This window comes from Roseomonas sp. F4, assembly GCF_053891155.1.
The window spans coordinates 575,088-595,876 of sequence record NZ_JBSSHK010000005.1; the positions used below are offsets into that span (position 1 = coordinate 575,088).

Annotated in this window: 24 protein-coding genes; 11 read left to right on the forward strand and 13 right to left on the reverse strand. The window is 69.6% G+C overall.

The genetic code is table 11. The features are described from left to right. Positions 1-3: 3 nt before the first annotated feature. The 4 genes from ACVFYP_RS22545 to ACVFYP_RS22560 all read right to left on the reverse strand — a co-directional run bounded on the left by ACVFYP_RS22545 (position 4) and on the right by ACVFYP_RS22560 (position 2,574). Entirely contained in the window at positions 4-717 is a 714-nt protein-coding gene (locus ACVFYP_RS22545; protein WP_499202461.1) for an ABC transporter ATP-binding protein, read from the reverse strand. Then, positions 714-1,502, reverse strand: coding sequence for an ABC transporter ATP-binding protein (locus ACVFYP_RS22550; RefSeq protein ID WP_499202462.1), 789 nt, complete (start codon positions 1,500-1,502; stop codon positions 714-716). Before ACVFYP_RS22550 ends, ACVFYP_RS22545 begins: the two co-directional genes overlap by 4 nt. Before the next feature lie 59 nt (positions 1,503-1,561). Then, entirely contained in the window at positions 1,562-1,777 is a 216-nt protein-coding gene (locus ACVFYP_RS22555) for a hypothetical protein (protein WP_499202463.1), read from the reverse strand. Between the two features lie 182 nt (positions 1,778-1,959). Beyond that, positions 1,960-2,574: a nuclear transport factor 2 family protein gene (locus ACVFYP_RS22560; protein WP_499202464.1), complete on the reverse strand. Its 615-nt coding sequence runs from the start codon at positions 2,572-2,574 to the stop codon at positions 1,960-1,962. Between the two features lie 130 nt (positions 2,575-2,704). Here ACVFYP_RS22560 and ACVFYP_RS22565 point away from each other — a divergent pair, with 130 nt between their 5' ends. Then, complete coding sequence (locus ACVFYP_RS22565; RefSeq protein WP_499202465.1) at positions 2,705-3,676, forward strand: tripartite tricarboxylate transporter substrate-binding protein; 972 nt, start codon at positions 2,705-2,707, stop codon at positions 3,674-3,676. A gap of 11 nt (positions 3,677-3,687) precedes the next feature. Next, positions 3,688-4,290 (forward strand): nitroreductase family protein, encoded by a 603-nt coding sequence (locus tag ACVFYP_RS22570; protein WP_499202466.1) that lies wholly within the window; start codon positions 3,688-3,690, stop codon positions 4,288-4,290. A 97-nt stretch (positions 4,291-4,387) separates the two neighbouring features. Here the strand turns inward: ACVFYP_RS22570 and ACVFYP_RS22575 are convergent, their stop codons facing one another. The 4 genes from ACVFYP_RS22575 to ACVFYP_RS22590 all read right to left on the reverse strand — a co-directional run bounded on the left by ACVFYP_RS22575 (position 4,388) and on the right by ACVFYP_RS22590 (position 8,136). Continuing rightward, positions 4,388-5,545, reverse strand: coding sequence for a CaiB/BaiF CoA transferase family protein (locus ACVFYP_RS22575; protein ID WP_499202467.1), 1,158 nt, complete (start codon positions 5,543-5,545; stop codon positions 4,388-4,390). 4 nt (positions 5,546-5,549) lie between these two features. Continuing rightward, positions 5,550-6,710: a M24 family metallopeptidase gene (locus tag ACVFYP_RS22580; protein WP_499202468.1), complete on the reverse strand. Its 1,161-nt coding sequence runs from the start codon at positions 6,708-6,710 to the stop codon at positions 5,550-5,552. Positions 6,711-6,827: 117 nt separating this feature from the next. Then, positions 6,828-7,784 (reverse strand): Bug family tripartite tricarboxylate transporter substrate binding protein, encoded by a 957-nt coding sequence (locus tag ACVFYP_RS22585; RefSeq protein ID WP_499202469.1) that lies wholly within the window; start codon positions 7,782-7,784, stop codon positions 6,828-6,830. Positions 7,785-7,806: 22 nt separating this feature from the next. Further along, the gene (locus ACVFYP_RS22590; RefSeq protein ID WP_499202470.1) at positions 7,807-8,136 is read right to left on the reverse strand and encodes a DHCW motif cupin fold protein; all 330 of its coding nucleotides are present in this window, start codon (positions 8,134-8,136) and stop codon (positions 7,807-7,809) included. A gap of 129 nt (positions 8,137-8,265) precedes the next feature. Between ACVFYP_RS22590 and ACVFYP_RS22595 the strand changes: the two genes are divergently transcribed. The 5 genes from ACVFYP_RS22595 (at position 8,266) to cynS (ending at position 12,785) form a co-directional block, all read left to right on the forward strand. Then, positions 8,266-9,162 carry a LysR family transcriptional regulator gene (locus tag ACVFYP_RS22595; protein ID WP_499202471.1) on the forward strand — a complete coding sequence of 299 codons (897 nt, stop codon included), beginning with the start codon at positions 8,266-8,268 and terminating at the stop codon, positions 9,160-9,162. Positions 9,163-9,295: 133 nt separating this feature from the next. Then, positions 9,296-10,654 carry a CmpA/NrtA family ABC transporter substrate-binding protein gene (locus ACVFYP_RS22600; RefSeq protein ID WP_499202472.1) on the forward strand — a complete coding sequence of 453 codons (1,359 nt, stop codon included), beginning with the start codon at positions 9,296-9,298 and terminating at the stop codon, positions 10,652-10,654. 3 nt (positions 10,655-10,657) lie between these two features. Beyond that, the gene (ntrB, locus tag ACVFYP_RS22605; RefSeq protein WP_499202473.1) at positions 10,658-11,509 is read left to right on the forward strand and encodes a nitrate ABC transporter permease; all 852 of its coding nucleotides are present in this window, start codon (positions 10,658-10,660) and stop codon (positions 11,507-11,509) included. Then, positions 11,506-12,342 (forward strand): ABC transporter ATP-binding protein, encoded by an 837-nt coding sequence (locus ACVFYP_RS22610; RefSeq protein WP_499202474.1) that lies wholly within the window; start codon positions 11,506-11,508, stop codon positions 12,340-12,342. The genes ntrB and ACVFYP_RS22610 overlap by 4 nt, the downstream gene beginning before the upstream one ends. After that, positions 12,339-12,785 carry a cyanase gene (cynS, locus tag ACVFYP_RS22615; RefSeq protein ID WP_499202475.1) on the forward strand — a complete coding sequence of 149 codons (447 nt, stop codon included), beginning with the start codon at positions 12,339-12,341 and terminating at the stop codon, positions 12,783-12,785. Before ACVFYP_RS22610 ends, cynS begins: the two co-directional genes overlap by 4 nt. On the opposite strand, the gene ACVFYP_RS22620 is transcribed toward cynS, so the two are convergent. Further along, positions 12,779-13,702 (reverse strand): LysR family transcriptional regulator, encoded by a 924-nt coding sequence (locus ACVFYP_RS22620; RefSeq protein WP_499202476.1) that lies wholly within the window; start codon positions 13,700-13,702, stop codon positions 12,779-12,781. The genes cynS and ACVFYP_RS22620 overlap by 7 nt on opposite strands. Before the next feature lie 118 nt (positions 13,703-13,820). On the opposite strand from ACVFYP_RS22620, the gene ACVFYP_RS22625 reads away from it, so the two are divergent. Genes ACVFYP_RS22625 through ACVFYP_RS22635 form a run of 3 tightly spaced genes read left to right on the forward strand, consistent with a single transcriptional unit; the run spans position 13,821 to position 15,718 of the window. After that, entirely contained in the window at positions 13,821-14,591 is a 771-nt protein-coding gene (locus ACVFYP_RS22625; protein WP_499202477.1) for an enoyl-CoA hydratase/isomerase family protein, read from the forward strand. Between the two features lie 11 nt (positions 14,592-14,602). Further along, complete coding sequence (locus ACVFYP_RS22630; protein ID WP_499202478.1) at positions 14,603-15,409, forward strand: SDR family NAD(P)-dependent oxidoreductase; 807 nt, start codon at positions 14,603-14,605, stop codon at positions 15,407-15,409. A 45-nt stretch (positions 15,410-15,454) separates the two neighbouring features. Beyond that, positions 15,455-15,718 carry a DksA/TraR family C4-type zinc finger protein gene (locus tag ACVFYP_RS22635; protein WP_499202479.1) on the forward strand — a complete coding sequence of 88 codons (264 nt, stop codon included), beginning with the start codon at positions 15,455-15,457 and terminating at the stop codon, positions 15,716-15,718. Here ACVFYP_RS22635 and glpD read toward each other — a convergent pair. The 3 genes from glpD to ACVFYP_RS22650 form a co-directional block, all read right to left on the reverse strand. Continuing rightward, positions 15,711-17,183, reverse strand: a complete 1,473-nt coding sequence (gene glpD, locus ACVFYP_RS22640; protein ID WP_499202480.1) for a glycerol-3-phosphate dehydrogenase — start codon at positions 17,181-17,183, stop codon at positions 15,711-15,713. The genes ACVFYP_RS22635 and glpD overlap by 8 nt on opposite strands. 93 nt (positions 17,184-17,276) lie before the next feature. After that, complete coding sequence (locus tag ACVFYP_RS22645; RefSeq protein WP_499202481.1) at positions 17,277-17,987, reverse strand: putative quinol monooxygenase; 711 nt, start codon at positions 17,985-17,987, stop codon at positions 17,277-17,279. 28 nt (positions 17,988-18,015) lie between these two features. Further along, on the reverse strand, positions 18,016-19,026 hold the full coding sequence (locus tag ACVFYP_RS22650; RefSeq protein ID WP_499202482.1) for a Bug family tripartite tricarboxylate transporter substrate binding protein: 1,011 nt from the start codon (positions 19,024-19,026) through the stop codon (positions 18,016-18,018). 109 nt (positions 19,027-19,135) lie between these two features. On the opposite strand from ACVFYP_RS22650, the gene ACVFYP_RS22655 reads away from it, so the two are divergent. After that, a complete protein-coding gene (locus ACVFYP_RS22655; RefSeq protein ID WP_499202483.1) occupies positions 19,136-20,038 on the forward strand; it encodes a TRAP transporter substrate-binding protein in 903 nt (300 codons plus the stop codon). Positions 20,039-20,065: 27 nt separating this feature from the next. Here ACVFYP_RS22655 and ACVFYP_RS22660 read toward each other — a convergent pair whose 3' ends face one another. Then, positions 20,066-20,743 carry a FadR/GntR family transcriptional regulator gene (locus ACVFYP_RS22660; RefSeq protein WP_499202484.1) on the reverse strand — a complete coding sequence of 226 codons (678 nt, stop codon included), beginning with the start codon at positions 20,741-20,743 and terminating at the stop codon, positions 20,066-20,068. Positions 20,744-20,789: the final 46 nt, after the last annotated feature.

Sequence of the window (20,789 nt, forward strand, 5' to 3'; positions counted from 1 at the left end):
ATCTCAGCCGCCCAGGAACAGGCGGCGCACTTCGGGGTCGGAGGCAAGCTCCGCGGCCGGGCCGGTGCGGGCGACACGGCCATCGACCAGCACGATGCCCTCCTCCGCGATCGCCAAAGCCTCCAGCGCATTCTGCTCCACCATCAGGATGGCGGTGCCCTCGGCATGGATGGCGGCGATGTCGTCGAACAGGCTTTCGGCGGCCTTGGGGCTAAGCCCGGCGGAGGGTTCGTCCAGCAGCAGCAGTTTTGGCTCCACCATCAGCGCCATGCCCATCGCCAGGATCTGCCGCTGGCCGCCGGAGAGGGTGCGCGCGGCGCGGCGGCGCTTTTCCGCCAGCATGGGAAAGCGGGTGAACAGCGCCTCCACCCGGCGCGCCACGGTGGCGCGCGGTTCCAGATAGCCGCCCATCTCCAGATTCTCGCGCACCGAGAGGCTGGCGAAGATGTTCGCCTCCTGCGGCACGAAGGCGACGCCGCGCGCGGCCACGCCGCGCGGCGGCAGGCCGGTCAGCACCTCGCCCGCCAGACGCACGCTGCCGGACTTGGCGCGCAGCATCCCCGCAATGGCCTTCAGCAAGGTCGATTTGCCGGCGCCGTTGGGGCCGACGATCGCCGCCATCCGGCGGGGTGCCAGCGCCAGGGTGATACCCTTCAGGATCTCATCCGCCGCGCCATAGCCGCCGACCAGCGCGTCCACTTCCAGCAGGGCGGTCACGCGTGCACCCGCCGGCCCATATAGGCTTCCTGCACCCGCGCATCCGCCGCCACCGTCTCGAAATCGCCCTGCACCAGGAAGCGCCCTTCCGCCATGACGATGACGGGGTCGCAGAGGGAAGCGACGAAATCCATGTGGTGCTCGACGATCAGCACTGTCATGCCCTCATCCCGCAGGCTGCCGATATGCGTCGCGATTTCCGCCGACAGGCTGGGATTCACCCCTGCCACCGGCTCATCCAGCAGCAGCAGCTTGGGCTCCGCCATCAAGGCGCGGCCAATTTCCATCAGCTTCTTCTGGCCGCCGGACAGTGCGGCCGCCTGGTTGTCCAGCACGCGGGACAGGTTGAGGCGGGCGGCGACGGCCTTCGCCCGTTCCCGCAGTTCTTCCTCCCGCGCCCGCATCGCGGCAGGCCGCAGAATGGCAGCCGCTACGCCCTCTCCGGGTTGCGACGGGCCATAGAGAAGCAGGTTTTCCAGCACGGTCAGGCGCGGGATGCCGCGGGCGATCTGGAAGCTGCGCACCAGCCCGGCGCCCGTAATACGGTCAGACCGCCAGCCGGTGATGTCCCGCCCCTGGAACAGCACCTGGCCGCCATCCGGCCGGATCACGCCGGAGATGCATTGGAAAGCGGTGGATTTGCCGGCGCCGTTCGGCCCGATCAGCGCCGTGACCGTGCCCGGCCGCACCGCCAGGTCGAGCCCATCCAAAGCCACCACGCCGCCGAAGCGGCGCGTCAGGGCGCGAACCTCAAGGATTGGCGCAGGGGAGGAGTCGTGGCTCATAACCACGAAGGCTACACGTGGCGCAGCGCGTCCGGAAGCGGGGCTTCCGGCGGGAAAATTCAGCCCGCCGCGCTGCGAATCCGGCGGTAGCCGGGGCGCGGTGGCAGGCTTGCCAGCGCGGCCGCGGGCAGCGGCGCCACCAGCGCCGCCTTCGCCATCCGCTCCTCACCCTGCCGCTGCGCAAGGCGCGTCAGCAGGTCCAGCTCCGCTGGCGAGGGCTCCCGCAACAGGCCCGAGGCGAGCATCCGCTCACGTCGGAAAGCCTGGTCGTCCATTCCAACCTCCATCAGCACGGACAAGTCCGCTGCCCGTCCTGGGCCATCCGCTACAGCAATCGATGGGCAGGATAGTTCCCACCCATTCGCGCCTCTTTACCCCCCAATCACGACGGGCAGAGGGCAGCGGCATGACCCCCAGATGACACGAGTTGGGTTAAGCGCCGTTGAACGGCTTGTGTTTATTCCTCCCAACCATGCGCTTCCCCGGCCAGCCAGCGGCGGCCGGCGGCGTAAAGCGCCTGCACCTTCTCCCCCTTCAGCCCGGGCATGTCGGTCTTCACCTCATAGCCGATGCCGGTCTGCAGATAGGCGAGGTGGCGGTAGCCCTCCGGGAAACGGGCCAGGAGCGCGGGGTCCAGCGCGAGCTTCGCCGCGGGGTCCACCGGGTCCATCCGGTCCTTCTCATAGATCGGCTGGCGCAGGACGATGCCCCACTTGCCGTCGCGCTGCTCGATGAAGTCATGGAAGCGGCCGGTGCAGACCACGTCCACCAGCACGCCATGCACCTCCGCCCGCTGGCTGATCGTCATTTTTGTCTGTGAGATGGCACGGTTGCCCGAGATATCCACGGAGCAGCCACCCAGGAAATGCAGGATGGAGACGCCGCGCGCCCAGCCGGCCTTGGACGCGGCGATGAAATCTGCCGCCGAGGCCTGACACCAGGTGGCCATCATCCGCCCGTCCTCATGCCAGCAGGTGGCGAAGCGGTCCCAATCCCCGGCGTCGCGCCAGACCGCCCAGTTCTGCACCAGTTCGGCGACCTGAAGGCGGCGGAGGAATTCGGCATCGGACATTTCGGGACTCCCATTCGAGCAAGGCTTCTGGCCCGCCTCCCGCCCCGCTGCAATCGCTGCTTGACCTGGGTCGCCGGTGCCGTAAGGGGGAAGCAACAATCGATTGCACAATAAGCGGAGGAGCACGTCCATGACCCCCCTTTCCCGTCGTGCCGCGCTTGCCTTGCCCGCGCTGCTGCTGCCGGGCCTGGCCCGCGCCCAGACGGCCTGGCCCGACCGGCCGGTGCGCTTCATCCAGGGTTTTGCCGCCGGCGGCACCACGGACATCGTGGCGCGGCTGCTGGCGCCGTCCATGTCCGCCGCCTGGGGGCAGCCCGTGGTGGTGGAGAATCGGCCCGGCGCCGGCGGCACTCTGGCGGCCAATACCCTGGCCCGCGCCACGGATGGCCATACGCTGATGCTGCTGAACAACGGCTTCGCGGTCTCTGCCGCGCTGTATCGCAGCCTGCCTTATGATCCGCGCGCGGATATCGCGCCGGTCGCCATGGTGGCCTCCACCGGCCTCGTCATCCTGGCCGGCCCCAACGGTCCGAAGGACATGGCGGAGCTGGTGGCCCAGGCCAAGGCGCGGCCGGATGCCACCAACTTCGCCACCGTCGGCGTCGGCAGCACGCAGCATTTCGTGGCGGAGGCGGTGCAGAGCGCCGGCGGCTTCCGCATGACCCATGTGCCCTATCGCGGCACGCCCGCCGCGCTCATCGCGCTGCGGAATGGGGAGGTGCAGATGGTGGCGGAAACCGCCTCCGCGGTGCTGGGCCAGATCCAGGGCGGCGAGGTGCGGGCGCTGGCCATCACCTCCGGCACCCGGTCCCCTCTGCTGCCGCAGGTGCCGACAGTGGCGGAGGCGTTGGGCGCCAGCGATTTCGACATCGTCACCTGGTACGCCATCGGCGCGCCCGCCAATACGCCGCCGCAGGTGGTGCAGCGCATCACCGCCGTGGCCCAGGCCATGCATGCCGATGTCGAACTTCAGACTCGGCTCGGCGCGCTCGGCCTTTCGCCCCGCGCGCCCGGCACGCCCGACCAGACCCGCGCCGCCGTCCATGCCGAAATGGCTCGCTGGACCGAGGTGGTGGCGCGGACCAACATGGAACGTCAGTGAAGGAATCGCGCGTGACCGATCGCTCCGCCCCCACCGCACACCCCATCGCGCCCCTGCTGAAAGCCCGCTGGAGCCCTCGCGCCTTCAGCGGCGCTCCGGTGACGGCGGCGCAGGAAGCCAGCCTGTTGGAAGCCGCCCGCTGGGCCGCCTCCTGCCTCAATGAGCAGCCCTGGGTCTTCGTCATCGCCCGCAAGGATGCGGCGCCGGACGCCTTCGCGAAGCTGCTCTCGCTGCTCAGCGCCAACAACCAGGGCTGGGCCGGCGCCGCCGGGCTGCTGGTGATCGGCTTCGCCCGCGACAGCTTCGCCGCCAACGGCAGCCCGAACCCGACGGCGCAGTACGACCTGGGCCAGGCGGTGGCACAGATGGCGCTTCAGGCGGTGGAGCTCGGCCTCGGCAGCCATCAGATGCGCGGCTTCGATGTGGCACGGGCGCGGAGCGAGCTGGGCGTTCCGGAGGGGCATGAGCCCGTGGTCGCCATCGCCTTCGGCGTGACAGGCACGCCCGACCTGTTGCCGGAGAAGCTGGCGGAGCGCGAAGTGGCGCCCCGCACGCGCAAGCCGGTGACGGCGTTCGCGCATCTTGGGGGGTATGGGGTGCCGGTGAAGGTGTAAGACCCCCTATCCAACCAGCCTGTGGCGTTGCGGCAGCGCCGCAACCCCCCGCAGGTGCGAGGGAGGCTTTGCGCTCTCCTGCGCGCGTGCCGAAAGGCTATTCCGCCGCGTCGCGGGCTGCCAGACCAGCCCGGATCTCCGCGCCATGTTCCCCCAAGGCCGGCGCCGCAGCACGCACGGTCGGCGGCGTATCGGACAGCCGGAAGGGTGTTGCGAGCGTGGCGCGTAGGCCGGCTTCGGCGCCGGGAATCTCGGCCACCACGCCCATCGCAGCCGCCTGCGGATGCGCCAGTGCCTCGTCATAGGACAGCACCGGCTCGGCCGGGATGCCGGCGGCGGTGAAGGCCGCCAGCCAATGGTCGCGCGGCTTCTGGCGCAGCCGAGGCGCCAGGATCGCCACCAGCGCCTCATTGTTCGCTACGCGGTCGGCGTTGGTGGCGAAGCGCGCATCGGTCAGCAGTTCGGGCATCTCCAGGATGCCGCAAAAGCGCTGCCAGAAATGCGCCTGCGCCGCGCCCACCGTCATCCAGCCATCGGCGGCAGGAAAGGCGCGATAGGGTGAGTTGCCACGATGCGCCTGCCCAAGCCGTTTGGGTCGCGTACCCAGGGCCAGCACATGCGCGGCCTCGTACACGCCCAGCGACAAAGCGGAGGTGAACAGCGCCGCCTCCACCCGCTGGCCCTGCCCCGTGGCGTGGCGGGCATTCAGTGCGGCCAGGATGCCGATCGCCGCCTGCATGCCCGCCGTCAGGTCGCTGATGGCAATGGGCAGCCGATGGGGCTCGCCCTCCGGCGGCCCATTGCCGGCCATCAGCCCGGCCATGCCCTGGGTCATCAGGTCGAAACCGCCATGCCCCGCCCAGGGGCCGGACTGGCCGAAGCCCGAAATGCTGGCGAGCACCAGGCGGGGATGCGCCGCATGCAACGCCTCCCACCCCAGGCCCATCCGTTCCAGCGTGCCGGGCCGGAAGTTCTCCACCAGCACATCCGCCCGGGCCACCAGCGCGCGCAGCGTCGCCGCATCGGCCGGGTCCTTGGCATCCAGCACGATGCTGCGCTTGTTGCGGTTCCACACATCGAAGGGCGCGCTGCGACCATCGACGAAGGGCGGCATGCTGCGCGCCTCATCGCCCCCGCCCGGCCTTTCCACCTTGATCACATCGGCGCCGAGGTCGCCGAGCAGCATGGTGCAATAGGGGCCGGAGAGATGCGTCGAGAGATCGACGACGGTGATGCCAGCCAGCGCGCCCGCCATGACTTTACGCCGCGACGATCAGGTCGCGCGGGCAGTCCTTCGTCCAGTGATGGTTGCCATCCTCCGCCACCAGGAAGGTCTCCTCCGTATGGTGGCGGCAGCCGTCATGGTAGTAGCTGTATTCCACGCAGAGCACGGAATTGGCCTCCACCACCGTGCGGTTCACCGCGTTCATGCGCGGCTGTTCATGGCTGCCAAGGCCGATGCCATGGCCCAGGAATTCGCGCGGGAATTTTTCCAGATACTTGCTGATCTGCTTGTAGCCGCGCTCAAAAATCTCGCCGCCCGTCACGCCGGGGCGGATCCAGGCGCAGAGGTCGAGCTGCACCTCGTTCAGCCACTTCCAGATGTCCTGCTGGCGCTGGCTGGCCTCCCCGATGAAGTAGCTGCGCACGAAATCGGCGGAATAGCCGAGCACATTCGCGCCCATATCCACCTTCACGAAGTCGCCGCGCTTCAGCGTGTAGTCGCGCGGAAAGGGGTCGTGCGCGGCGAAGGAATTGGCGCTGCCGGCCGCGACATTGATGAAGTTCACCGCGGTCGCGCCTTCCTGCAGCATGGTCAGGCAGGCGGTGCGGTGCAGGTCGGTGTCGGTGGCGCCCGGCTTGATGGCGGCGCGGAAGGCGGCGTGGGCCTTCACGGTGATCTCGGTGGCGCGCTTCAGCCGGCGGATTTCCTCCGGCGTCTTCACCATGCGCACCATCTCCATGTCGAAGGAGATGTCCTCCACCGTGTTGCCGGCCAGAAGCCCGTCCAGCACGCCCTTGAAGCCGGCGGTCAGGTTGTCGCCTTCCGTGCCGACCTTCATCCCCTTCACGCCGCGTTCGGTCAGGATCGCCTTCGCCGCGCCCGCGAAATCGTCGTAGAAATGCGTGTCCACATCGGTGAAGAATTCCGCCATGGCATAGGCGCGGACGTCCTCGATCCAGGTCAGCGTCATCGCCAAATGCAGATCGACGGCGGCCACCACGAAGGCGGGCTTCTTCGCCGGGTCGCGGAAGTAGAAGACGCAGAAGGGGCGGTAGCCGAGGTTGCCGCCATTGTGGAAGAATTCGCTGATATAGCGGGAATTCTCCACGCCGCGGACGATGACGAGGTCGAGCCCCTTGCGGTCCATCATCGCGCGCATGCGGGCTTCGTTGAAGATCGTCGGTGTTCTGGACATGGCTTTCCTATCCCTCGCCCCTCGGGCGCAGCACGCTGTGATGGTCACGATCCGGCGTGGGCGCACGGCCCACGCCGCTTCTTCAGTCCAGGCGCAGCCCCGTCTGCTGCACCCAGTTCAGTCCAGGCGCAGGCCTGTGGCCTGCACCACGCGGCGCCATTTCGGCACCTCCGCCGCCAGGAAAGCGCCGAGCGCCTCCGGCGTCCCGGGCGCCGGCTCGAAGGCCTGGCGCTTCAGAAAATCCTGCACCTCCGGCAGCCGGATCACCGCGGTGATCTCCGTATTCAGCCGCGCCAGGATCGGCGCCGGCACGCCGGCGGGCAGCAGGAAGGCCTGCCAGGAATTCACCACCACGCCCGGCACCACCTCCGCCATCGTCGGCACATCCGGCGCGAAGGGCGAGCGAGCCTCGGAGGTGACGGCCAGCGCCCGCACCTTGCCCTCCTGGATGAAGGGCAGGGCCGCCGGCAGGGTCATGATGCCGCCCTCGATATTGCCCGCCACCGTGTCCTGCACGGCGGGCCCGCCGCCGCGATAGGGCACATGGGTCAGCGGAATACCGGCATGGACCAGCTGCGCCACCGCCATATGCCCCGGCGAGGCGGTGCCGGCGGAGCCGATGTTGATCGAAGCCCCCGACTTCGCCAGGGCGCAGAATTCCGCGAAATTCTGCGCCCGTAGCGAAGGGTGCACGACCAGCACCTGCGACAGCGTGGCGATCATGGTCAGCGGCTGGAAATCGCGCAGCGGGTCGAAAGGCAGGTTGGCGAAAAGGCTGGGGTTCACCGTCAGCGGCTCGCTGGCGATCAGGATGGTCAGCCCATCCGGCCGGCTTTTCGCCGCCGCGTCAAAGCCGATATTGCCGCCGCCGCCGCTGCGATTCTCCACCGGCACCTGCCAGCCCAGCCGCTCCCCCAGATGGCGCGCCGTCAGCCGCGCCAGGATGTCGAGGCTGCCGCCGGGGGCGGAGGGGACGATGATGCGGATCGGGCGTCCGGGAAAATCCTGCGCCCAGGCGGGCGCGGCAAGGCTGCTGAGGGCGGCGGCGCATGCCGCGCGACGGGTGATGTGCATCAGCCGGCTCCTGGCTCGGGGTTCAATCGACGATGAACAACTTGGCCCCGGTGGCGGTGCGGCTGCGATGCGGCTCCGCATTCTCGGCCACCTGGTAGGAACACCCCTCCCGCATCTTGAAGACCCGGCCATCGGCCAGTTCCGTCTCCAGCTCACCTTCCATCACCAGCAGCACATGGCCGCGGGAACACCAGTGGTCGGCCATGTAACCGGGCGAGTACGTCACCATCCGCACGCGGATATTTCCCACCTCCAGCGTCCGCCACAGCGCGTGGCCGGTCTCACCCTCATGCCGGGTTTCCGGCCAGCCGGACCAGTCCGCAACCTGGAAGGGCACACCCTCGATGATCATGGAATGTGAAACACCCCTTGCAATTTTGAGTGAGTATCACCTGCATACCAGACCGTTGACGGCGATGCCGCAAGCGGAAAATGTAGCGCGCCCCGATGCCACTGAGGCATCGGCCCCGGAGGCTCCGCCATGCTCCCCCCAGGTTTGCGCTGTTTCCTCGCCGTGGCCCAGGCCGGCTCGATGCGCGAGGCCGCGCAGCGCCTGCGGCTCGCCCAATCCGCCATCAGCCGCCGAATCCAGCAGTTGGAGGAGGAGCTGGGCGTGCAGCTTCTGGAACGCGGCGCGCGCGGCGTCGGCCTGACCCCGGCTGGCGAGATCCTGCTGCATCATGGGCGGGAGGCGACCCATCTGACCGAGCGGCTGCGTGCCGACCTGGATGCGCTGCGCGGCGTCCGGCGCGGTCATGTGACGCTGCGGCTGGTCGAAAGCTTCGCCGCCAATGGCCTGGCCGCGGGGCTCGCGGCCTTCCGCGCGGCCTATCCCGCGGTGACCCTCGACATCGCCGTGGTGGGGTCGGAGGCGATCCTGGCCGCGCTGCATGACCGGACCTGCCATCTGGGCATCGCCTTCAATCCCAGCGCCGATCCGGAGGTCGAGGTGCTGGCCTCCGCCGCCGAGCCCTTCGCGGTGATGCTGGCGCCGAACCACAAGCTGGCGGATGCGCCGAGCCTGACCCTGGCGGAGTTGGCCGGCATGCCGCTGGTCGCCCCCTCCCATCTCGGCAGTTCGCGGGCGCTGTTCGACACCGCCTGCCGCGCCGCCCGCGTGCCGATTCGCCCGGTGCTGGAAACCAATTCCCCGCATGTCGCCGCCGCCTTCGTGGCCGATGGCAAGGGGGTGGCGGTGATGGTGCCGCGGGTGCTGGCGCTGCATCTGGAACTGGGCAAGGTGCGCGCCGTGCCGCTGGCTGATCCGCTGCTGAATGGCGGGCGCATCGCCCTGCTGGCCCGCCGCGGCCGCCGCCTGCCCGCGGCGGCGGAGGCGCTGTCGGCTAGCCTGGCGCGGGTGCTGGAACAGGCGCCCTGAACCGCCACCTGCCCAAGCTTTGCCCGCCACCGCCCAGGGATTGATCGTTCCGGCGCTGGCAATCGGTTCCAGACCGCCCCGCAGGGCGCGGCACGGCAGTTGCTTATCCAGTCTCCAAAACAGGGAGACTGACATGACGCGTCGCCTCACCGCCGACCCGCTCGACCCTGCCGCCAGCCTTGCCGGCTGCGGCTGCGGGCGCCACGCCTCCCCCCTCGCCTGCTCCGCCGAGATACCCGAGGGTGAGGAGGCGATGGCGGAGGTGGCGGAGGCCGCCGTGCTGCGCGCCGTCTTCCCGGAAGCCGCCACCCGCCGTGCCCTCGCACAGCGATTCGGGGCGGCGACGCTGCTGGCGGCGCTGGCCAGCGTCTTCCCGATCGACTCGGCGAAGGAGGCAATGGCCCAGGGAACGGGCGCGCCGGAGAAGCGCGACCTGAAGGTGGGCTTCATCCCCATCACCTGCGCCACGCCGATCATCATGGCGCATCCGATGGGCTTCTATCAGCGCCACGGCCTCAATGTGGAGGTGATCCGCACGGCCGGCTGGGCGGTGATCCGCGACCGCGCCATCGCGCGCGAATTCGACGCGGCGCATATGCTGTCTCCCATGCCGGTCGCCATGTCGCTCGGCGTTGGCGTGGCGCAGCCGATTCCCTTCGCCGTCGCAGCCATCGAGAACGTCAACGGCCAGGCCATCACGCTGGCCACCAAGCACCGCGACAAGCGCAATCCGCGCGACTGGAAGGGATTCCGCTTCGGCGTTCCCTTCGACTTCTCGATGCACAATTATCTGCTGCGGCACTACCTGGCGGAGAATGGGATCGACCCGGATCGGGACGTGCAGATCCGCAGCGTCCCGCCTCCCGAAATGGTCGCCAATCTGCGCGCCGACAACATCGACGGCTTCCTCGGCCCGGACCCCTTCAACCAGCGCGCAGTCTTCGACGGCGTGGGCTTCATCCATCTGCTGACCAAGGATCTGTGGGAGGGGCATCCCTGCTGCGCCTTCGCCGTGCCGCGCAGCATGATCACGGAGACCCCCAACACTTTTGCCGCGCTGATGCGCGCGATTGTTGAGGCAACCGCCTATTCCCAGAAGGCGGAAAATCGGCGCGAGGTGGCGGCGGCGATCTCCGGCCAGAACTACCTGAACCAGCCGGAGACGGTGGTGAACCAGGTGCTGACCGGCACCTATGCCGATGGCCTTGGCCAGGTGCGGCGCGTGCCGGACCGCATCGGCTTCGACCCCTTCCCCTGGCACTCCATGGCCATCTGGATCATCACCCAGATGCGCCGCTGGGGGCAGCTTCGCCAGGATGTCGACTATGCCCAGGTGGCGGGCCAGGTGTTCCTGGCGCTCGATGCGGGCAAGGCCATGCGCGAGCTCGGCCTGCCGGTGCCGGCGAGCCCGATGCGGACCGAGACCATCATGGGCAAGGTCTTCGACCCCGCAAATCCCGCCGCCTGGACGGAACGCGCGATCCGCGCCTGATCCATGCAACGCAAAGTCCCGTTCTGGCAATCGGCGACGCTGTCGCTGCTGATCCTGGCCGTCTTCCTTGGCGGCTGGGAGCTTGCGATCGTCGCCGCGACCAGTGCCAGCGGCCCACCGATGGACCCCGAATATGCGGCGCTGCTGGGACAGGCAGCGGCGCAGGGCGGGCAGACGGCGATGCCGAAACCCTCCGACATCTTCTGGCGAATTGTCGAACTGGCGAGGGACCCGTTCTACGTGCGCGGCACCAACGACCAGGGCATCGGCGTGCAGATAGCCTATTCGCTGCTGCGCGTCGGCATCGGCTTCGGGATCGCGGCGCTGGTGGCGATTCCGCTCGGCTTCGCCATCGGCATGTCGCCACTGCTCAACGCCGCGCTGAACCCCTTTATCCAGGTGCTGCGGCCGGTGTCGCCGCTGGCCTGGATGCCCTTGGCGCTCTACTCGATCAAGGACAGCGCGATCAGCTCCGTCTTCGTCATCTTCATCTGCTCGATCTGGCCGATGCTGCTGAACACCGCCTTCGGCGTCGCCAGCGTCCGCCGCGAATGGCTGAACGTGGCGCGGACGCTGGAAGCAGGAAGCTGGCGCACGGCGGTCAGAGTCATCCTGCCGGCGGCGGCGCCGACCATCGTGACCGGCATGCGCATTTCCATCGGCATCGCCTGGCTGGTGATCGTGGCGGCGGAGATGCTCGTGGGCGGCACGGGCATCGGCTACTGGGTCTGGAACCAGTGGAACAACCTGTCCATCGCGGATATCGTCATCGCCATCCTGCTGATCGGCCTGGTGGGCCTGCTGCTGGATCGCTTGCTGGGCATGCTGCAGCGCGCCGTGGGATGGGCCGAATGATCCGCCCGGACGTTTCCGTCGAAGGCATCGCGCGCCGCTTCGGCGGCACCATCGTCTTCGAGGATGTGTGGTTCACCATCGCGCCGGGCGAGTTCGTCTGCCTCGTCGGCCATTCGGGCTGCGGCAAGACCACCATCCTGAACATCCTCGCAGGGCTCGACGCGCCTGATGCCGGCGCGCTGATCGTGGATGGGAAGGAGGTTTCGGGCCCCGCCCTGGATCGGGCCGTGATCTTCCAGTCGCATGCCTTGCTGCCCTGGCTGACGGCGGCCGGCAATGTCGCCTTCGCGCTGTCCTGCCGCCACCGCGACTGGTCCCGCGCCCGATGCGATGCGGAGGCGCGCAAGGCTCTCGCGAAAGTCGGCCTGGAATCGGCTGCCGACCGCAAGCCGGCGCAGCTTTCGGGCGGCATGAAGCAGCGCGTCGGCATTGCCCGCGCGCTGGCGATATCCCCCAAAATCCTGCTGATGGACGAACCCTTCAGCGCGCTGGATGCGCTGACCCGCGGTGCGTTGCAGGAGGAGGTGGCGCGGCTGGTCAGCGAATCCGGCCAGACCGGCTTCATGATCACGCATGACGTGGACGAGGCGATCCTGCTCGCGGACCGCATCCTGCTGATGTCGAACGGCCCCGGCGCGCGCATCGCGGAGGTGGTGGCAAACCCCCTGCCCCGCCCGCGCACCCGCGCCAACCTGCATCACATGCCCGGCTACCATGCGCTGCGTGACCATGTGCTGGATTTCCTCATCACCCGCTCCCGCGAATTCCGCGCGAGCGCGCCGCCCGCCGGATGGTCCGCGCGGGCGGTTCCTGTCTGGGAGAATGCCTTGTGAACGACGAAAAGACCGCGCTCGGCCGCAAGATCCTGAAGATCAAGAAGGCGAAGGGCCTGAAATGGGCCGACCTCGCCAACCGCATCGGCATGTCCCCCACCTGGACCTGCGCGCTCTGCATGGGCCAGATGAGCGCCGAGCCGCACCATGCCGAGGGCCTGGCCGATATCCTGGGCCTCGATGAGGAGGAGACGGCGACGCTATGCGAGATCCCCTATCGCGGCGCGGTCCAGATGCCGCCGAGCGACCCGCTGATCTACCGCTTCTACGAGCTGGTGATGGTCTATGGCCCGACCTGGAAGGAGATGATCCATGAGGAATTCGGCGATGGCATCATGTCCGCCATCGACTTCGACATGACCATGGAGCGCCAGCCGGACCAGAAGGGCGACCGGGTGCGCATCGGCATGACCGGCAAGTTTTTGGCCTACAAGCGCTACTGAGCCAGCGCTTGGCCGCCGAGCAACGGCTCCGCGCCGAACTCGGCGGCCAGGAAATCGATCATCGCCCGCACCTTGGGCGCCAGGTAGCGGCGCGTTGGATAGACCAGGTGGATGGGCAGCGGACGCGCCTCCCAGCCGCCCAGCAGCACCACCACCTCGCCGCGCTCGATCTCGCCGCCGCCAAAGTGCCAGATCGGCACCATGCCGATGCCGAGGCCCTGCAGCACCGCCGCGCGCACCGCCTCCGTGCTGTTGACGCGGAGCCGGCCAGCGACAGGGATTGAGACCGGCCCCTCCGGCCCCAGGAAGGGCCAGGCGGCGCCGGTGGCCAGCCCGGCATAGACGATGCAGCCATGCTCGCGCAGCGCCGCCGGTGTTTCGGGCATGCCGTGGCGGGCCAGGTAGCCGGGTGTTGCCACCACCACGCGGCGCGACAGGCCGATGCGCCGCGCCACCAGCGCCTGGTCCTGCAACTCGCCGACGCGCAGCGCCAGGTCGATGCCGGCCTCCACGAGGTCCGTGAAACCATCGTTCAGCACGAGGTCCACGCCCATGCCCGGATGGCGTTCCAGAAAGCGCGGCAGGCGCGGCAGGATGTGCAGGCGGCCCATCACCTCCGCCGCCGCCAGGCGCAGCGTGCCGGTCGGGCGGCCCTTGCGGCGGCCCACGGCGCTCTCCGCTTCCTCCACCGCCTCCACCGCCCGGCGCGCGGCCTCGTAGAAGGCGCGGCCATCCTCGGTCAGCGCCAGGCTGCGCGTGCTGCGCTGGAACAGCAGGCAGCCGAGATGCGCCTCCAGCGCCGCCACCTGGCGGGAGATGGTGGGCTGGGAAAGGCCAGACTCCCGCGCCACGGCGCTGAAGGACCCGGCCTCCACCACGCGGAGGAAGCTGCGGAACAAAGGGAGAGGATCGCTCATTCATGCATCATGCGTATGAATGTGGTGCAATCAAGCGGCGTTATGGTGGGCACGCGAATGGACCAAGTTGCCTCCACCAACGGCCCGCGGATGACGCGGCTTGGCAGGAGACCGCGACATGACCAAACCCGCCTATTTCACCCGCTACCCCAGCATCCGCTTCGACCGCGGCGAGGATGGCATCCTGACCATGGCGCTGCACCGCGACGGCGGCCCGCTGACCTTCACCGCCGCGGATCACGAGGCCTTCGTGGACGCGTTCTACGAGGTCGGCCGCGACCGGGCGAACAGCGTGGTGATCCTGACCGGCGCGGGCGGCGACTTCATGCCCGGCATCGACTTCGCCTCCTTCGGCGATGTCTCCGACCCCGATGTCTGGTCCAAGGTGCATGACGAGGGCACGCAGGTGCTGGAGAACATCGCCAATATCCGCGTGCCGATGATCTTCGCGCTCGAAGGCCGCGCCCATGTGCATGCGGAATACGGGTTGCTGGCCAACCTGATCATCGCCGGCGAAGGCGCCAGCTTCGACGACCTGCCGCATTTCGCCGGCGGCATCGTGCCGGGGGATGGCGTGCACACGCTGTGGGCGCATTGGGTGGGGCCCGGCCGCGCGCAGGCCATGCTGCTGGACCCGAAGCCGCTGACCGCCGCCGCCGCCCAGGCGCTGGGCGTGGTGGCGGAGGTGGTGCCGGATGGCACGGCGCTGGCCCGGGCGCAGGCCATCGCGCGGTCCTGGCTCACCCGCCCGGCCGTGACCCGGCGCAACACCCGCATCCACTTCATCCAGCCGATCAAGGAAAGGATCGTGCGGGAGGTGGGCTACGGCCTTGCGCTCGAAGGCGCCTCCGCCGCCGCCCTGGTGAAAAGCTTCCGGCAGGCCGCCTGAGGAGAACGATCATGGATATACGGAACAAGCGGATCCTCATCACCGGTGGGTCCAGCGGCATCGGGCTCGCGATGGCGCGGCAACTGGCCGGGCATGGCGCCCGGCTGCTGCTGACCGGGCGGCGCCCGGCGGTGCTGGCGGAGGCGGTGGCGGCGCTGCAGGCTGGAGGTGCGGAGGTGCATGGCCTGGCCGGCGATGCCACCGACCCCGCCGCCCGCGCCGCCTGGCTGGAGGGGGCGGAGACGCGGCTCGGCGGCCTCGACGTGCTGGTGAACAATGCCGGCGGCGTCCGCGCCGGGCGGCTGGAGGCGATGGCGGAGGCGGAGCTGCGGGCGATGGTCGAGGTCGACCTGCTCGCCCCCATCCTGCTGACCCGCGCCGCCCTGCCGGCGCTGCGCCGGTCGGGTGACGGGCTGGTGGTGAACATCGCCTCCGGCATCGCCCTGATGGGGGTGCCCTTCTATGCCGGCTACGCCGCCGCCAAGGCCGGCCTGGCGCGGTTCGGGGAGGCGCTGCGCCGCGAGCTGAAGGGCGAGGGCGTGCATGTGCTGACCGTCTATCCCGGCGCCACCGACACGCCGATGATGGCCACCTCCCGCGCCGATGCCAGCATGGGCTTCGCCCTGCAGCGGGTGGAGGATGTGGTGGCTGATATCGTCACCGGGATGGAGACCGGCGCCTTCGAGGTCATGCGCGGCGGCGAGGCCCGGCAGGCGATGCTGGCGCAGAACCGGGAGGATCCGGCCGCGGTGGATGCGCGCTTCCTCGCCATGAAGCCGCAGCTGGAGGCGGCGGTGCGCGGGCACGCCGCCTTGTAGCCGCGACATCTTGGGAAGGACGTCCGGCCTGCCCATATCCGCTGCATGGCAAGCGGATGGGCGCCGGACGGCGCGGTACAGGACCAGATCGACGACACGGTGCGCGACGGCATCTTGCGCGCCCGCGCCCGGATGACGGCCGGGCCGGGCGAGATCCACTGCGTCGAATGCGGCGAGGAAATCCCGGAGGCGCGGCGCGCCGCCCTTCCCGGGGTGCGCACCTGCGTCGCCTGCCAGTCCGCCCGCGACAAGCGTCCCGCAGCCTTCGGCATCAACCGCCGCGGCAGCAAGGACAGCCAGCTCAAATAGCGCTGGCGAAGGCCTCCCGCTGCGCCTGCGTCATGTGCAGGCCGAGGCGGGAGCGGCGCCAGAGGATGTCCTCCGCCGTGCGGGCCCATTCCTCCCGGACCAGCCAATCCACTTCCCGCTGGGTCAGGCCGGCGCCGTGGTCCTGGTCGAGATCGGCCAGCGAGGTCGCATCGCCCAGCAGGTCCGGCACCTCGCTGCCATAGGCGCGAACCAGCCGGGCGCGCAGCGGCGCCGGCAGCCAGGGGTAGCGGGTGGCGATCTCTGCCTCATAACCCGGCAGATCGCGGCCACCGAAATCACCGCCGGGCAAGGCGGCGCTGGCGGTCCAGGCTTGCGCCTCCCGCCCCAGCGCCTTGCCGATCTTCTCCACCGCCTCCTCCGCCAGACGGCGATAGGTGGTGATCTTGCCGCCATAGATGCTGAGCAGTGGCGCGGCCGTCTCGTCCAGCTTCAGCACATAGTCGCGGGTGATGGCCGAAGGGTCGTCCGTGCCGTCATCGTAGAGCGGCCGCACCCCGGAATAAGTCCACACGATCTCAGCCGGCGTCACCGGCCGCTTGAACTGGCGGCTGACCGCGGCGCAGAGATATTCGGCCTCCTCCGGCGTGCAATGCGCCGTGGCGGCGTCGCCCTCATGCGGCACGTCGGTGGTGCCAACCAGGGAGAAGCGGCCCTGATAGGGGATGACGAAGACCACGCGGCGGTCATCGTTCTGGAGAATGTAGGCCTGGTCGCCCTCATAAAGCGCCGGCAGCACGATATGGCTGCCGCGGATCAGCCGGACGCTTCCGGCGCGCTTCGCATGCGTCGCATCCTGCGCCGCCATCACCCAGGGGCCGGCGGCATTGACCAGCGCCTTGGCGCGCAGCGTCTCCTCCACCCCATCCTCGGCCCGCAGGCGGACGGCCCAGCTCTCGGCATCGCGCGTTGCGTCAACAAAACTGGTGCGGGTGCGGATGGTGGCACCGCGGCGGGCGGCGTCCTTGGCGTTCAGCACCACCAGGCGGCTGTCCTCCACCCAGCAATCAGAATAGGCGAAGCCATTGGCGATGGCCGGGGAAAGCGGCGCCCCGAAGGGATGCTTCCGAAAATCCAGCCCCTCCGCCCCCTTCAGGCTGACCCGCCGGGCCAGGTGGTCGTACAGAAAAAGCCCGGCGCGGATCAGCCAGCGCGGCCGCATCTCCGCCCGGTGCGGCAGCACGAAGCGCATCGGCCAGACGATATGCGGCGCGATGCGCAGCAGCACCTCGCGCTCGGCCAGAGCCTCCCGAACCAGGCGGAACTCGTAATGCTCCAGATAGCGCAGCCCGCCATGCACCAGCTTGGAGGAGTTGGAGGATGTGCCACCAGCCAGGTCCCCCCGCTCCACCAGGCAGGTGGACAGGCCGCGCCCGGCGGCATCCCGCGCGATCCCCGCGCCATTGATGCCACCACCGATCACCAACAGGTCGAAGGACTGTGCCATGGCGCTGTCATGTGGGGCGGCGCGGTGGCTGGCAAGCCCCCAACCTGGTTCAGCCCGGCTGGTCCTGGTCCCGATGACCTCTGCTCGACGGCATCAGGTCAGCTGGCGGTAAAGGCGCTCGTCGAACAGGCTTCCGCTCATCGGCAGCAGGCCCCCGCGAAAGCCGCGGGTCGGGGCGGCGGCGGCGTGTGCGAGCAGCGCCGCCTCGTCCCGCCAGGCTTCCACCAGGGTGAAGTGGTTCGGTCGGCTGTCCTGAATCAGCGCGTCGAAGCGCAGATTGCCCGGCGTACCCCGGCTGGCCATCGCCAGGCCGGCGACCGCGGCAGCCCCGACATCCCGCTGCGGCGGCACGATATCGACATGGGTGACGGTGAAAATGGCACCCGCCGCCTCCGCCGGCTCACCGATCGAAAGGCTGCTATGCGGGCGCTCGTCATAGGGGGCGATCAGCGCCGGGCCGATGGTCGCGCGAAAGGCCGCTAACCTCGGGCTGGCAACATGCGCCGCCAGGGCAGCCGCGTCCCGCCAGCGCTCGGTCAGGGCGAAATGATGCGGCCGATCGATCCGCCGCAGCAGGTCCAGCCGCAGGCAGGCCGCATCGGCGCGCGAGGAGGCCGCATGGGCGCGCAGCGCCACCAGGGTTTCCTCCACCGCCGCCGGTGCGACCTCGAGATAGGTGATCAGATGCGCCGGCCCGCCGGCGGGGGCGTTGCCGCCACCCCCCTGCGCCCCGGCATCACGCACGGCGAGGATGGCGGCGGCGGACAGGGCGATGCCCGCCCTCCGCCCAATGGTGCTGCTCATGGCGGTCACTCCCTGGGGTGGGTGGGCTTCACATCTGCAGGTTCGCGGTCCGCACGACGGCCTTCCAGCGCTCATCGTCGCCGCGCATCACCTCCGCCAGCTGGGCGGGCGTCTTGAACCAGGGCTGGAGCCCGGCGCGGATCAGCTTTTGCTGCACCTCCGGCTCCGCCATCGCGGCCGCGCTTTCGGCGCGCAGGCGGTCCAGCACCGGCGCCGGCGTGCCGCTCGGGGCGAACAGCGCAATCCAGGAGGAATAGTCGTAGCCAGTCACCCCCTGCTCCGCGACGGTCGGCACCTGGGGGTATTCCGGATGGCGTTCGGGGCCGGCAAAACCGAGGAAGCGGATATTGCCGCTGTCCTGGAAGGGCAGTGCCAGGGTCTGGGCAATGAACATCACCTGCACATGCCCGGCCGCCAGATCCGTCGCCGCCGCGGCCGCGCCGCGATAGCCGACCTCCGTCATCTTCACGCCGGCCATGGCCATGAACATCTCGGTGGCCAGATGCTGCGGGCTGCCGGTGCCGCCGGAGGCGTAGTTGAGGTCGCGCGTCTTGGCCAAGGCCACAAGCTCCGCCACCGTTGTGGCCGGCACGTCCTTATGCACGCCCAGGAAGGTCGGGATATTGGCGATGCCGGCGATGGGCTGGAAATCGGCGAAGGGGTCGAAGCCCAGGCGCCGGCGCTGGACGTTCGGCAGAATGGTCAGGATGGAGTTGTTCAGCGCCGCCAAGGTGTAGCCATCCGCCGTGGCGCGGGCAGCACGCTCCGCACCGATCAGCCCGGCCGCGCCGGTCATATTCTCCACCACCATGCGCTGGCCCAGCTTTTCCGACACCCGGTCGGCCATGATGCGCAGCGCGATGTCAGAGGCCGTACCGGCCTGGAGCGGCATGATGATGTTCACGGGCCGGTTCGGCCACGGTGCGGTCTGCGCCAGGACGGCCGAGGGCATGGCACCCAGCGCGGCGACGCCGCCGAGCAGCTGACGACGCGACGGCGCGCCGAAGGGTTGGCAGGGCGGATGGCGCTGCTGGGTCATTCTTGGTTCCTCCACCGGGCAAAGGGGTCCGGCGGCGCCATGTGGACATTGGGCTATTGGTCTGTCAATTGGTTTGTCATTGGGCGGAAATGGTCAGGAGGAACGGCCGATGCGTATCGCCATGGCGGGCTATCAGGGCGCATCCTCGGTGCATACGCGGGCGCTGCGCATGCTGGCGGAGCGCCTCGCGGGCCAGGGCTTCGCGCCTGAGGTGCTGGACGACATCACCTCGGCCGGCGGGACCGCGCGCGGGCTGTTCGATGCGGTGGAGGCCGGCGATGGGCGGCAGCTCTGCTACATGGCATCCGGCTATCTCAGCGCCCGGGTGCCGGAGCTGGGCGCGCTGGACCTGCCGTATGCGGCGCCGGACCGGGCAAAACTGTTCGCGGCGCTGGATGGTGCGGCGGGGGCGCATATCCGGGCGGCGCTGGAAGCCGGAACGGGGCTGCGACTGCTCGGCTTCTGGGACAATGGGCTGCGGCATCTGACCAATGCGCGGCGGCCGATCCGGCATCCATCGAATTGCGCCGGGCTCATCATCCGCACGCTGGACAATGCCACATACCAGGCGGCGCTGGCCGCCATGGGCTTCCGGCCGGTGGTCACGGATGTGGCGGGGCTGCGCGCGGCGGTGGCCAGCGGCGCGGTGGATGCGCAGGAGAATCCCCTGACCAACCTGCTGGGTTTCGGGCTGCAGGCCCACCACCGCCATGTCAGCCTGACCGGGCACATCCAGGGCGTGGTGCTGATGGCCTGTCACGCCGCCTGGCACGATGCCCTGCCCTTCGCCGCGCGAACCGCCCTGCACACGGCGGCTCGGGAGGCGACGCTGCGGCAACGACATTGGGCGGCGGAGGAGGATTCGCTGGCGATGCAGGCCCTGGCCGCGGAAGGCATCACGGTTCTCGGGCCTGAGGATATCGACCTCCCAGCCTTCCGGGCCGCCTGCGCACCTGTGGCGGCGGAGGCCGCGAAGGACCTTGATCCGGCCCTTCTGGCCGCGCTGCGTTAGGGCCTGCGCACAGTCGGGCTGCGGGCCCTAATCCTCGGCCAGCGCCCGGGCCGTGCTTTCCAGGTGCCGGCGCATCGCCTCCGCCGCGCCGCGCCGGTCGCGGCTGGCAATGGCGGCGATGATGGCGTCGTGCTCGTCGAAGGAGTGGTAGTCGGCGGAGGGACCCTCCGGCCGGCGCGCCAGATGGCCCCAAACCACGGCGCGGCGCACGCCATTCACCAGCCGCTCCACTTCCAGCATCAACCGGTTGCCGGAGGCCTCGGCGATCAGCTCATGCAGCCGGAAGTCCGCCTCCTCATAGGCCGCCCAACTCGTCGCGGCGCGGGCGGTGGCGGACAGGCGGCGCAGCTCCGCGATCTGCGCCGCGGTGGCGCGCAGGGCGGCGAGGCGGGCCAGTTCCGGCTCCACGATCAGCCGTGCCTCCATGGCCGCGGGCGGGCTGGTGTCCTGTGCCAGGTCGCGGATATCCGGCCGGCCCGGCACGCCGGGGGGCGGCTGGGCGCGGGTGGCGAAGGTGCCCTTGCCGACGTGGCGCCAGACCTGACCTTCGGCTTCCAGCACCGCCAGGGCCTTGCGTACCTCGCCACGATTGACGCCGAGACGCGCGGCGATCTCGCGCTCCGGCGGCAGGCGGCCATCCTCGGGCAGCGTAGCGCCCGCCAGCCAGGCGCGCAGTTGCGGCAGAACGCCGCGGGGTTCGAGCACTCCGTCCATGCGGAATGGCGTAGCGGGGCGGCGCGGCATTGGTCAA

Bases quoted from the DNA above. Each gene is read 5' to 3' on its own strand.
- ACVFYP_RS22620 (WP_499202476.1), bottom strand. From the start codon at position 13,702: ATGAGCGATCCTCTCCCTTTGTTCCGCAGCTTCCTCCGCGTGGTGGAG.
- ACVFYP_RS22595 (WP_499202471.1), top strand. From the start codon at position 8,266: ATGCTCCCCCCAGGTTTGCGCTGTTTCCTCGCCGTGGCCCAGGCCGGC.
- ACVFYP_RS22650 (WP_499202482.1), bottom strand. From the start codon at position 19,026: ATGACCCAGCAGCGCCATCCGCCCTGCCAACCCTTCGGCGCGCCGTCG.
- ACVFYP_RS22655 (WP_499202483.1), top strand. From the start codon at position 19,136: ATGCGTATCGCCATGGCGGGCTATCAGGGCGCATCCTCGGTGCATACG.
- ACVFYP_RS22630 (WP_499202478.1), top strand. From the start codon at position 14,603: ATGGATATACGGAACAAGCGGATCCTCATCACCGGTGGGTCCAGCGGC.
- ACVFYP_RS22555 (WP_499202463.1), bottom strand. From the start codon at position 1,777: ATGGACGACCAGGCTTTCCGACGTGAGCGGATGCTCGCCTCGGGCCTG.
- glpD (WP_499202480.1), bottom strand. From the start codon at position 17,183: ATGGCACAGTCCTTCGACCTGTTGGTGATCGGTGGTGGCATCAATGGC.
- ACVFYP_RS22565 (WP_499202465.1), top strand. From the start codon at position 2,705: ATGACCCCCCTTTCCCGTCGTGCCGCGCTTGCCTTGCCCGCGCTGCTG.
- ACVFYP_RS22580 (WP_499202468.1), bottom strand. From the start codon at position 6,710: ATGTCCAGAACACCGACGATCTTCAACGAAGCCCGCATGCGCGCGATG.
- ACVFYP_RS22575 (WP_499202467.1), bottom strand. From the start codon at position 5,545: ATGGCGGGCGCGCTGGCTGGCATCACCGTCGTCGATCTCTCGACGCAT.
- ACVFYP_RS22645 (WP_499202481.1), bottom strand. From the start codon at position 17,987: ATGAGCAGCACCATTGGGCGGAGGGCGGGCATCGCCCTGTCCGCCGCC.
- ACVFYP_RS22560 (WP_499202464.1), bottom strand. From the start codon at position 2,574: ATGTCCGATGCCGAATTCCTCCGCCGCCTTCAGGTCGCCGAACTGGTG.
- ACVFYP_RS22625 (WP_499202477.1), top strand. From the start codon at position 13,821: ATGACCAAACCCGCCTATTTCACCCGCTACCCCAGCATCCGCTTCGAC.
- ACVFYP_RS22585 (WP_499202469.1), bottom strand. From the start codon at position 7,784: ATGCACATCACCCGTCGCGCGGCATGCGCCGCCGCCCTCAGCAGCCTT.
- ACVFYP_RS22610 (WP_499202474.1), top strand. From the start codon at position 11,506: ATGATCCGCCCGGACGTTTCCGTCGAAGGCATCGCGCGCCGCTTCGGC.
- ACVFYP_RS22590 (WP_499202470.1), bottom strand. From the start codon at position 8,136: ATGATCATCGAGGGTGTGCCCTTCCAGGTTGCGGACTGGTCCGGCTGG.
- ACVFYP_RS22550 (WP_499202462.1), bottom strand. From the start codon at position 1,502: ATGAGCCACGACTCCTCCCCTGCGCCAATCCTTGAGGTTCGCGCCCTG.
- ntrB (WP_499202473.1), top strand. From the start codon at position 10,658: ATGCAACGCAAAGTCCCGTTCTGGCAATCGGCGACGCTGTCGCTGCTG.
- ACVFYP_RS22600 (WP_499202472.1), top strand. From the start codon at position 9,296: ATGACGCGTCGCCTCACCGCCGACCCGCTCGACCCTGCCGCCAGCCTT.
- ACVFYP_RS22635 (WP_499202479.1), top strand. From the start codon at position 15,455: ATGGCAAGCGGATGGGCGCCGGACGGCGCGGTACAGGACCAGATCGAC.